Annotated in this window: 9 protein-coding genes; 4 read left to right on the forward strand and 5 right to left on the reverse strand. The window is 67.4% G+C overall.

The window, feature by feature from the left end; all coding sequences use genetic code 11:
* The first annotated feature begins 15 nt into the window (after positions 1–15).
* From ispG to ABE434_RS09510, 3 genes are all read left to right on the forward strand, one after another.
* A complete protein-coding gene (gene ispG / locus ABE434_RS09500) occupies positions 16–1281 on the forward strand; it encodes a flavodoxin-dependent (E)-4-hydroxy-3-methylbut-2-enyl-diphosphate synthase (RefSeq protein ID WP_313212901.1) in 1266 nt (421 codons plus the stop codon).
* Complete coding sequence (locus ABE434_RS09505) at positions 1262–1969, forward strand: phosphatase PAP2 family protein (RefSeq protein ID WP_346478636.1); 708 nt, start codon at positions 1262–1264, stop codon at positions 1967–1969. The genes ispG and ABE434_RS09505 overlap by 20 nt, the downstream gene beginning before the upstream one ends.
* 222 nt (positions 1970–2191) lie before the next feature.
* The gene (locus ABE434_RS09510) at positions 2192–2839 is read left to right on the forward strand and encodes a response regulator (RefSeq protein WP_123728958.1); all 648 of its coding nucleotides are present in this window, start codon (positions 2192–2194) and stop codon (positions 2837–2839) included.
* Positions 2840–2893: 54 nt separating this feature from the next.
* Here the strand turns inward: ABE434_RS09510 and ABE434_RS09515 are convergent, their stop codons facing one another.
* From ABE434_RS09515 to zwf, 5 genes are all read right to left on the reverse strand, one after another.
* Positions 2894–3553, reverse strand: a complete 660-nt coding sequence (locus ABE434_RS09515; protein ID WP_346478637.1) for a bifunctional 4-hydroxy-2-oxoglutarate aldolase/2-dehydro-3-deoxy-phosphogluconate aldolase — start codon at positions 3551–3553, stop codon at positions 2894–2896.
* Between the two features lie 206 nt (positions 3554–3759).
* Positions 3760–5676, reverse strand: a complete 1917-nt coding sequence (edd, locus tag ABE434_RS09520; protein ID WP_346463688.1) for a phosphogluconate dehydratase — start codon at positions 5674–5676, stop codon at positions 3760–3762.
* Positions 5677–5721: 45 nt separating this feature from the next.
* Positions 5722–6444, reverse strand: a complete 723-nt coding sequence (gene pgl / locus ABE434_RS09525; protein ID WP_346478638.1) for a 6-phosphogluconolactonase — start codon at positions 6442–6444, stop codon at positions 5722–5724.
* The gene (gene glk / locus ABE434_RS09530) at positions 6441–7448 is read right to left on the reverse strand and encodes a glucokinase (protein WP_121041860.1); all 1008 of its coding nucleotides are present in this window, start codon (positions 7446–7448) and stop codon (positions 6441–6443) included. The genes pgl and glk overlap by 4 nt, the downstream gene beginning before the upstream one ends.
* Positions 7445–8884 carry a glucose-6-phosphate dehydrogenase gene (gene zwf, locus ABE434_RS09535; RefSeq protein WP_346478639.1) on the reverse strand — a complete coding sequence of 480 codons (1440 nt, stop codon included), beginning with the start codon at positions 8882–8884 and terminating at the stop codon, positions 7445–7447. The genes glk and zwf overlap by 4 nt, the downstream gene beginning before the upstream one ends.
* Positions 8885–9238: 354 nt before the next feature.
* Here zwf and ugpC point away from each other — a divergent pair, with 354 nt between their 5' ends.
* Complete coding sequence (gene ugpC / locus ABE434_RS09540) at positions 9239–10330, forward strand: sn-glycerol-3-phosphate ABC transporter ATP-binding protein UgpC (RefSeq protein ID WP_346478640.1); 1092 nt, start codon at positions 9239–9241, stop codon at positions 10328–10330.
* Positions 10331–10422 lie beyond the last annotated feature (92 nt).

Raw genomic sequence — 10422 nt, forward strand, 5'->3', positions numbered from 1 at the left:
CGCTAAAATAGGCGGATGCATGACGCCGTGACCCGACCGACCCAACCCGCCGACTCCGCCGTGTGGGCCCGCCGCCAGACCCAGCCTGTCCATATCGGCGGCGTGGTCGTGGGTGGGGGCCATCCCGTGGTGGTGCAGTCGATGACCAACACCGACACCGCCGATGTCGCCTCCAGCGTGAAGCAGGTGGCCGAACTGTGGCGTGCGGGCTCGGAGATGGTGCGGTTGACCGTCAACAATCCCGAGTCGGCCGCGGCCATCCCGCGGATCGTGGAGAAGCTGCAGATGATGGGGATCGATGTCCCCCTGATCGGCGACTTCCACTACAACGGCCACCAGTTGTTGACCCAGGAACCGGCCTGCGCCGAGGCCCTGGCCAAGTACCGGATCAACCCGGGCAACGTCGGCTTCGGCAAGAAGAAGGACACTCAGTTCGCGCAGCTGATCGAGTTCGCGATCCGCTACAACAAGCCGGTCCGCATCGGCGCCAACTGGGGCTCGCTGGACCAGTCCCTGGCCGCGCGCCTGATGGACGAGAACAGCCAGCGCGCACAGCCCTGGGATGCCGGCCGCGTGCTGCGCGAAGCGCTGATCCGGTCGGCGCTGGATTCGGCTGAAACCGCTGTCGAGCTCGGCCTGCCGCGCGATCGCATCGTGCTCTCGGCCAAGGTCAGTGGCGTGCAGGAACTGATCGCGGTGTATCGCGACCTGGCCCAGCGCTCGGATTTCGCGCTGCACCTGGGCCTGACCGAAGCCGGCATCGGCAGCAAGGGCATCGTCGCCTCCTCGGCGGCGCTGGCGGTGCTGATGCAGGAAGGCATCGGCGACACCATCCGTATTTCGCTGACGCCCGAGCCGGGCCAGTCGCGCACGGCCGAGGTGATCGTCGCCCAGGAACTGCTGCAGACCACCGGGCAGCGAGCCTTCACGCCGCTGGTCACGGCCTGCCCGGGTTGCGGCCGGACCACCTCCGAGTTCTTCCAGGAACTGGCCAAGGTCGTGCAGAACCACGTGCGCGAGAAGATGCCGGTCTGGAAAGTGAGCCACCCCGGCGCGGAAAGCATGACCCTGGCGGTCATGGGCTGCATCGTCAACGGGCCGGGCGAATCGCGCCACGCCAACATCGGCATCTCGCTGCCGGGCACCGGCGAAACCCCGGCTGCACCGGTCTTCGTGGACGGTGAGAAGACGGTGACCCTGCGCGGCGACAACATCGCCCAGGACTTCGTGGCGCTGATCGACGCGTACGTCGAACGGACCTATGTCCGACGCGCGGGATAAGCCGGCGGTGCTGGCCGCCCCGGAGCAGGCGGCCGGTTTCCGCCACTGGATGGGCCGCAACGCCTGGCGCTTCGTGATGCTGTTCGTCGGCGTGCTGTTGCCGCTGGCCGGGTTCGTCGCGCTGGCCGACGAAGTCCACGCGCTGGAATCGATCTATTTCGACGCGCCCCTGCTGTGGAAGATGCACGGCCTGCATTCGCCGGGGCTGGACGCGTTCTTCGTGCTGCTCTCCAAGCTGGGCTACGAGTGGTTCCTGATCCCGGCCGATGTGCTGATCGTGTCCCTGCTGGTCTGGCGCAAGCGCTGGCGCGAAGCCAGTTTCGTGGCGATCTGCTTCGTCGGCTCCGCCCTGCTGAACCTGGGCAGCAAGCGCTTCTTCCAGCGCGACCGCCCCAGCCTGTGGGAATCGATCGCCCCGGAGAGCACCTTCAGCTTCCCCAGCGGCCACGCGATGGGCTCGATGACCCTGGCCGTCACCCTGGTGCTGCTGGCCTGGAATACCCGCTGGCGTTGGCCGGTGGCCCTGTCGGCGGTGACCTTCGCGGTGCTGGTGAGCCTCTCGAGGGTCTACCTCGGGGTCCATTACCCCTCCGACATCCTGGCCGGCTGGTGTGCCGCCCTGGTCTGGGTGGTAGGGTGCTTCCTGGTCATGTTCCGCCGCCGCCATCCCTGGCGGCACCGCCACTGAGAGCATTACGGCGGTAAACTGGCCGAAAACGGCATGAAGACGCGCCGCATCGATAGGCTGTTTCTTTGGAACAGACTAGGATGAGAGGCACAGGGGGAGGGGCAGGACAGCACGTCTGTGATGCGCGGAGCAGAACGCGATGACGGGGAACCGGGTTCCTTGTGATCGACACATCCCGCAGCTAGGCTTGCCCCCGTTCACAGTGTTTGACGAGGTTGGCGGATGACGATTCGAGTGTATCTGGTGGACGATCATGCTCTGGTGCGTACCGGCATGAAAATGATCCTCTCCAACGAGACCGACATCGAGGTGGTCGGTGAGGCGGAGAGCGGTGAAGATGCGCTGCCGGATATCCGCCGCCTGCGGCCCGACGTCGTGCTGTGCGATCTGCACCTGCCGGGCGTGAGCGGCATGGAGGTCACCGAACGCGTGGTCCGTGGCGATCACGGCACCCGCGTGGTGATCGTCTCCGTCCTTGAAGATGGCCCGATGCCCAAGCGTCTGCTCGAAGCCGGTGCCTCCGGTTACATCGGCAAGGCCTGCGATGCACAGGAACTGCTGCGTGCCGTGCGCGATGCCGCGCTCGGTCGCCGTTACCTGGGCAACAGCATCGCGCAGAACCTGGCGCTGTCAAACGTGGAAGGCAACCACTCGCCGTTCGACACGTTGTCCCCGCGCGAACTGGAAGTGGCCCTGCTGCTCACCCAGGGCCTGCGCCAGGAAGACATCGCCAAGCGCCTGAGCCTCAGCGCGAAGACCGTCAACACGCACAAGGCGCGCCTGTTCGAGAAGATGGGCATCAATGACAACATCGCGCTGGCGCGCATGGCCAGCCAGTACGGCCTGGTGAATCCGGCGCGACCGATGTAGCCCGCGTGCTGGCGGTGGATGAAAAAACGCCCGGGCATGCCCGGGCGTTTTCGTTCAGTGCGCGCGGACCCGCGCCACGATCTTCGCGGCCTGGGCCGCACTCGCGCGTACCTTGTCCCACTCGCCACGCTCGATCCAACCGCCCGGCACCATCCACGAGCCACCGATGCAGACCACGTTCTTCTGCTCCAGGTACTCGGCGGCGGTGTCTTCGGTGATGCCACCGGTCGGGCACAGCTTCAGATCCGGAATCGGACCGGCCAGACCCTTGATCATCGCCAGCCCGCCCACGGCCGAGGCCGGGAACAGCTTGCAGACCCGGAAGCCGCGCGCATACAGCGCCAGCATTTCGGTCGGCGACGCCGCACCCGGCACCACCGGCAACGCCGCCTGTGCCAACGCATCGGCCATGTGCGCCGGCGTACCCGGCGTGACCAGGAAATCCGCCCCCGCATCGATCGACTGCTGCATCTGCTCCACGGTCAACACCGTGCCCGCACCCACCACCACATCCGGCAGCTCGCGCTTGAGCATCGCGAGTGCTTCCATCGCCACCGGCGTGCGCAGCGTCAGCTCGATCGCGGGCAGCCCGCCCTCCAGCAACGCCGCGCTGACCGCACGGGCCTGATCCAGCGTATGCACCGTCACCACCGGCAGAATGCCGGCAGCCGTCAACAGGGTTTCAGCGCGTTTCTGATGTTCGGCGATGCTCATGCGTTTCCAATCCTTCTTTTCATCAATGTCTGCAGCGCAAACGACGCGCCGAAAAGTGTCCGGAGGCAGCGGGATGGCCCCAACCAGGACCGTTAAGCGGCATGGATGCCGCTTTACGAGCCCCCATGGATGGGTTCACGGCGCGTCCTGGTTGGGGCCATCCCGCTGCCTCAACCAGAACACCCAGCCGCCGCTTTTGCGTCAGCTCACGCGTCCTTACCCTCATGCGGCGCATCCGCAGCCGCCGCATCATGCCCAAGCTCGTATTCCGCATCGTAGTTCCAGATGCTGCCGTCATCGGCCGCCGGCCCACACGAAATCGACATCGCGCCCTGATCGGCCGGACCCACCAGACGACGGCTCATCGCGAACAGATTGCGGCCCAGATCGTGCGCCGCCGGTGCCGTGTTCGGCGCCGGCTCGCGAGCCGCGAACTCCGCCGCATCCACCAGCAGCTCCAGCGTGCCGGCCTCGCCATCCAGACGGATGATGTCACCCTCGCGCACCCGCGCCAGCGGACCGCCGCGCGACGCTTCCGGCGTCATGTGGATCGCCGCCGGGAACTTGCCCGAGGCACCCGACAGACGACCATCGGTGACCAGCGCCACCCGGCGCCCCTGGTTCTGCAGCAGGCCCAGCAGCGGCGCCAACGAATGCAGCTCCGGCATGCCGTTGGAGCGCGGGCCCTGGTAGCGGACCACCGCAACGAAATCGTGCGGCAGCACGCCGGCCGCGTGCAGCTTGTTCAGCACCTGCGGCGCATCGACCACCACCGCCGGCGCTTCGATCGTGCGGAACTCCGGCTTCACCGCCGACAGCTTGATCAGCGAGCGACCGAGATTGCCGCGCAGCAGGCGCAGGCCGCCTTGGGATTCGAACGGATTGGCCACGCCACGCACCACATCCGGATCGGCGCTCTCGCGCACGCCATCGATGTAGGTCAGCTTGCCGTCGCGCAACGCCGGCTCCTGGCCGTACTGCGGCATGCCGCCTTCGGCCACGGTCTGCAGGTCGGCGTGCATCAGGCCGGCCTCCATCAGCTCACGGAACACGAACGCGGTGCCGCCCGCGGCCGCGAAGCGGTTCACGTCGGCTTCGCCGTTCGGATAGACGCGGGCCAGCAGCGGGATCAGCTGCGAGAGCTGGTCCATGTCGTCCCAGGTCAGCACGATGCCGGCTGCACGCGCCACTGCGATCCAGTGGATGGTGTGGTTGGTCGAGCCACCGGTGGCCATCAGGGTGACCACGGCGTTGACGATCGCGCGTTCGTCGATCAGGCGGCCGAGCGGACGGAAGTCGTCGCCCAGCGCGCTGATCTCCAGCGCACGCACTGCCGCCTGGCGGGTCAGTGCATCGCGCAGCGGCGTATCCGGATTGACGAACGAGGCGCCCGGCATCTGCACGCCCATCGCCTCGAGCAGGGTCTGGTTGGAGTTGGCGGTGCCATAGAAGGTGCAGGTGCCGGCGCCGTGGTACGAGGCGGCTTCGGCTTCCAGCAGTTCCTCGCGGGTCGCCTGGCCGGCCGCATAGCGCTCGCGCACTTCGGCCTTCTGCTTGTTCGGAATGCCCGGGGTCATCGGGCCGGCTGGCAGGAAGATCGCCGGCAGGTGGCCGAACGCCAGCGCACCGATCAGCAGGCCCGGCACGATCTTGTCGCAGACGCCGAGGTAGACGCTGGCATCGAACATGTCATGGCTCAGGCCGATCGCGGTCGACTGGGCGATCACATCGCGCGAGAACAGCGACAGCTCCATGCCGCCGCGGCCCTGGGTGACGCCGTCGCACATCGCCGGCACGCCGCCGGCAACCTGTGCGGTCGCGCCGAGTTCGCGCGCGGTTTCGCGCAGGATCTCCGGGTAGTGCTCGAACGGCTGGTGCGCCGAGAGCATGTCGTTGTACGCGGTGATGATGCCCAGGTTGGGCGTCACGCCGCCGCGCAGGCGCGACTTGTCGGTCGGGCCGCACGCGGCGAACCCGTGGGCGAGGTTGCCGCAGCTCAGGCGCGAACGGAACGGGCCGTCGCGCAGCGCCGCGTCGACACCGGCCAGGTAGGCGGCGCGGGACGCGACGCTGCGCTGGACGATGCGCTCGGTGATGGCATGGAGTTTGGGATGCAGGCTCATTGGCTACCGGCTATGAGAAGGCGAACGGAACAACACCGGGGCAACTCAGTCACACCAGTGGACGCGCAGTTTCGCGCCGTCGAGATCGATCGCGTTGAGGATGGGATACAGCTGCGGATTGTTGCTTTCCAGCGCGTGCTTGAGCACTTCCAGCTTCTGCTTGCCACGCAGCAGCAACAGGCGCTGGCGGCTCTGCTTCAGGCCGTGTGGCGTGAGGGTGATGCGCAGCGGCCACTGGTTCGCACCGGGGCAGCCGGTGGCATCCAGCGCCGCGTAGGGCAGGGTGCTTTCCAGTGCGCGGGTCAGATCCTTCGAACCCGGGAACAGCGAGGCGGTGTGGCCGTCATTGCCCATGCCGAGCACGCTCAGGCAGGGCCGCTGGCTGTGCTGGGCCTGCAGGTTGGCGCTGTAGACGCACTCGGGCAGCGGCTTGCCGACCCGCACCAGCGGATCGAAATGCGCGCCTTCGGCACGGGTGAGGAAGCTCTCCTTCACCAGCCATGCATTGCTGTCGCGATCCTGCGGCGAGAGCCAGCGCTCATCGACCAGGCTCACTTCCACCCGGTCCCACTGAACGTCCAGCTCGGCCAGCGCCTGGTAGATCGGCGCCGGCGTGGTGCCGCCGGAGAGCAGCATGCGCGCCCGGCCGAATTCGGCGATGTCGCGGTTGAGCTCGGCCGCCATCTCGGCGGCGACGGCTTCGATCCAGCAATCGGCATCGCCATGGCGGATCAGGGTGAAACGATCGGACGTATCCAGGGTATTCATGCGGTGCCTCCCGGCAGATCGCGTTCCACATCCGCCGCATACGCGGCCGCGCCGAGCAGGCCGGGGCTGGGGTGCATCACCGCCAGTGACGGCACCTTGGACATGATCGAAGAGAAGCGGCCCTTGTGTTCAAAGCGCTGGCGGAAGCCGGAGTGCTGCAGCGAATCGAGCATCTTCGGCACCAGGCCGCCGGTCAGGAACACGCCGTCCCAGGCGCCCTGCATCAGCACCAGGTCGCCGGCGATCGCGCCGAACACCGCGCAGAACACATCCACGGTGCGCATCGCCTGCGGGTCGCCATGCAGCGCACGCGCGGTGACGTCCACTGGCTGCAGCTGGCCCGGATCGATATCGGCCATCTCGCACACGGCGCGATGGATGTTGACCAGGCCCGGGCCGCAGATCAGGCGCTCGTTGGAGACACGGCCGAACTGCTCGGAGAGGATTTCCAGGATGCGGATTTCCTCCGGCGTGCCCGGTGGGAAGCTGACGTGGCCCCCTTCGGTTTCCAGCGGGTAGCAGCGGCCGTGGCGCAGGATCAGCCCGCCCACGCCCAGCCCGGTGCCCGGGCCGATCACCGCGTAGTTGCGCGGCTGGCCGGGTTTGCCCGGCACCCACGCCGCGCCGCCGACCTGGATCACGTCCTGCGGCTGCAGCAGCGAAATCGCCATCGCCTGGGCGGCGAAGTCGTTGATCAGGTGCAGCTCGTCGAAGCCGAGCATGTGCGCGGTGCGCATGCGCGAGATCACCCACGGGTGATTGGTGATGCGCGCCTCGTCACCGTCGACGCGGCCGGCCACGGCGAACACGCCGCGCTTGGCTTCCGCCCCGATCTGCTCCAGATAGTGGCGTGCCGCCTCGCCGAGCGAGGGGAAATCAGCGACCGCGAATTCGCGGATGCTGTCCTGCTGCAGCGGCGCGGCCAGCGAGGTATCGGCCAGGGCGAAGCGTGCGTTGGTTCCTCCGATATCCGCGACGAGGACCGGCTGGGACAACACCGTCATGCCTGATCACCGTGGACAGCGTCGGCCTCGGCCTCGGCGGGCAGGAAGCCGGTGGCTTCCCGCGGACCCCATTCGCCGGCCGGGTAGGGCTGCAGCGGCAGCTTGGCTTCCTTCCACGCGTCGCTGACGCTGTCGATCCAGGCCCAGGCGGCGCGCACTTCGTCATCGCGCACGAACAGCGCATGGTTGCCGTTGAACGCATCCAGGAACAGGCGCTCGTAGGCGATGCGACGGTGCAGGCCGGTCGGCACGGACAGTTCCAGTTCCAGCGGATGCAGCTCCAGCGCGCCCCATTCCGGGCCGGCCAGCGAGCTCATCAGGCCCAGCTCGATGTTTTCCTGCGGCTGCAGCTGGAAGGTGATGCGGTTCGGGGTCGCGTTGCGGCGGTGCGGGCGCTCGAACAGCCAGTGGGTGACCGGCTTCAGCGTGACCACCACGCGGGTGGTGCGCTCGGCCAGGCGCTTGCCGGTGACCAGGTGGAACGGCACGCCGGACCAGCGCCAGTTGTCGATATGCGCGGTGACCCCGGCGAAGGTTTCCACATCGCTGCCTTCCGGCGGCTGGTAGGCCTGCGCGGGCTGGCCGTTGATGGTGCCGGCGGTGTAGCGGCCGCGCACGCTGTCGCGTGCGGCGTGCTTGGCGGTGAGCGGGCGCAGGGCGCGCAGCACTTTGACCTTTTCATCGCGGATGCGGTCGGCTTCCAGCGAGGCCGGCGGCTCCATCGCGACCAGGCAGAGCAACTGCAGGATGTGGCTCTGGACCATGTCGCGCAGCGCGCCGGAACGGGCGTAGTAGGCATCGCGACCGTCCACGCCCTCGCTCTCGGCGACCAGGATGTGCACCGATTCGATGTAGTTGCGGTTCCATACCGCCTCGAGCAGCGTGTTGCCGAAGCGCAGCGCGATCAGGTTCTGCACCGCGGCCTTGCCCAGGTAGTGATCCAGGCGGAACACGCGGTCTTCGTCGATCCACTGGCCGATGGTGGAGATGATCTCCTCGGCGCTGGCACTGTCGCTGCCGATCGGCTTCTCCAGCATCAGACGGTGCGGAGCGGCCAACGCGCCGCCCTTGGCCAGCCCTTCGCAGGTGGAGATGTACAGGCCCGGCGGAATGGCCAGGTAGCTCACGCAGTGGCGGTCGACCAGATCGCTGACCGATTCGGCCACCGAGTCCGGATTGCGCAGATCCACCGAGCGGTAGTCGATGCGCTGCAGCAGCGAGTGGATGTCGTCCTGGCTGGCCATCGGCATGGCCTGCTGCAGGCGCGGGCGCAGGATCTCGCGGAAGGCTTCGGTATCGTGCGGCGACAGCGCCAGCGCACGGACCTTGAAGTCCTCGGGGAGCAGACCGTCGCCCAGCAATCGCAGCAGCGAGGGGAACAGATAGCGCTGGGCCAGGTCACCTGTGGCGCCAAACAGGAAAAGGGTGTCGTGCATCGCTCGAGTTTCAGATCCGGGTGACATCGTTGTCAATCGCTTCTCGTCTATGTTCTCGGGGGTCGGGCGGGGTCCGTTGTCTGCTTGTTGCAGGTGCAGCACGCCCCAGGGATTCCGCCCGGCATGATGGCCTGCCAACCCGGTGTCGTGGGGGATATCGCATCCTCCCCGGCATCCAGGTCACGGCCGACTATCGGATAGTGCCACGTGAAAACGTTTACATGGCAGAATGCGCAGACTGTATTCGATTGCAGTGGTCGCCGTCATGCGGCACCACGCCATCGACCTGCCATCGGGAGGGCCGAAGGCAGTTCCGCATAACAGCCCGGAGACCGGGCGGACTGGAATGGTGATATGGCAAAAGTGCAGTTGCAGGGCGTTCGCAAGGTCTACGACAACGGTCAGGTGGCCGTGCAGGGCGCGACCTTCGAAGTGGCCGATGGTGAATTGATGGTGCTGGTGGGGCCGTCGGGGTGTGGCAAGTCCACACTGCTGCGCATGGTCGCCGGCCTGGAAGAAATCAGTGGCGGCACGCTGACGATCGGCGACCGCGTGGTCAACGACGTGGCGCCCAAGGACCGCGACATCGCTATGGTGTTCCAGAGCTATGCGCTGTACCCGCACATGACCGTGGCCGAGAACCTGGCCTTCGGTCTGAAGCTGCGGGGGCACGACAAGGCCACGATCAGCAAGCGGGTGGGCGAAGCGGCCGAAACGCTCGGCCTGACCGACATGCTCGACAAGCTGCCCAAGGCGATGTCCGGCGGCCAGCGCCAGCGCGTCGCGCTGGGCCGTGCGCTGGTGCGCGAGCCGGCGGTGTTCCTGCTGGATGAGCCGCTGTCCAACCTGGACGCCAAGCTGCGCCACAGCGTGCGCACGGAAATCGCGCAGCTGCATCGCAAGCTCGGCACCACCATGATCTACGTGACCCACGATCAGGTGGAGGCGATGACCCTGGGCCAGCGGATCGTGGTGCTCAAGGATGGCGTGATCCAGCAGATCGACACCCCGATGGCGCTGTACGACCGTCCGGCCAATCTGTTCGTGGCCGGCTTCCTCGGCAGCCCGGCGATGAACGTGCTGCGCGGCACCCTGCAGTGCACCGACAGTGGCTACGCCGTGCAGGACACCGCACTGACCGCACCGCTGGGCCAGGCCCGGATCGATCAGGCATGGGTCGGCAAGGCGATCGCCGTGGGCGTGCGCCCGGAGCATCTGCAGCCGGCGGCGGCCGGGGATGCGACCGCGTTCGAGGCGATGATCGACGGCATCGAGCCGGTCGGTAACGAAATCTTCGTCAACATGACCAGCGGCGGCCAGCCATTGGTGATGCGGGTGGCGCCGCAGGCGTTGCCGTCGGTCGGCGAGCCGATCCGCGTGGCGATCCACCCGCAGGGCCTGCATTTCTTCGATGCAGAGACCGGCGAGCGCTTGAACGACGCGTAAGGCGCGGACGGGATACGGGGTTGCCGGGGCGCCGGCGGGGCAAAACCTGGCCCCCCAAACCCCCAGGCCCCCACTGAGGGAGTGGCCGGCCC

The sequence above is a fragment of the Stenotrophomonas sp. TWI1183 genome, assembly GCF_039673115.1.
GTDB classification, from domain to species: Bacteria; Pseudomonadota; Gammaproteobacteria; order Xanthomonadales; family Xanthomonadaceae; genus Stenotrophomonas; species Stenotrophomonas maltophilia_AA.

Excerpts from the sequence above, each read along its gene's own strand:
- ispG (WP_313212901.1), top strand. The coding sequence starts at position 16 with ATGCATGACGCCGTGACCCGACCGACCCAACCCGCCGACTCCGCCGTG.
- ABE434_RS09505 (WP_346478636.1), top strand. The coding sequence starts at position 1,262 with ATGTCCGACGCGCGGGATAAGCCGGCGGTGCTGGCCGCCCCGGAGCAG.
- ABE434_RS09510 (WP_123728958.1), top strand. The coding sequence starts at position 2,192 with ATGACGATTCGAGTGTATCTGGTGGACGATCATGCTCTGGTGCGTACC.
- ABE434_RS09515 (WP_346478637.1), bottom strand. The coding sequence starts at position 3,553 with ATGAGCATCGCCGAACATCAGAAACGCGCTGAAACCCTGTTGACGGCT.
- edd (WP_346463688.1), bottom strand. The coding sequence starts at position 5,676 with ATGAGCCTGCATCCCAAACTCCATGCCATCACCGAGCGCATCGTCCAG.
- pgl (WP_346478638.1), bottom strand. The coding sequence starts at position 6,444 with ATGAATACCCTGGATACGTCCGATCGTTTCACCCTGATCCGCCATGGC.
- glk (WP_121041860.1), bottom strand. The coding sequence starts at position 7,448 with ATGACGGTGTTGTCCCAGCCGGTCCTCGTCGCGGATATCGGAGGAACC.
- zwf (WP_346478639.1), bottom strand. The coding sequence starts at position 8,884 with ATGCACGACACCCTTTTCCTGTTTGGCGCCACAGGTGACCTGGCCCAG.
- ugpC (WP_346478640.1), top strand. The coding sequence starts at position 9,239 with ATGGCAAAAGTGCAGTTGCAGGGCGTTCGCAAGGTCTACGACAACGGT.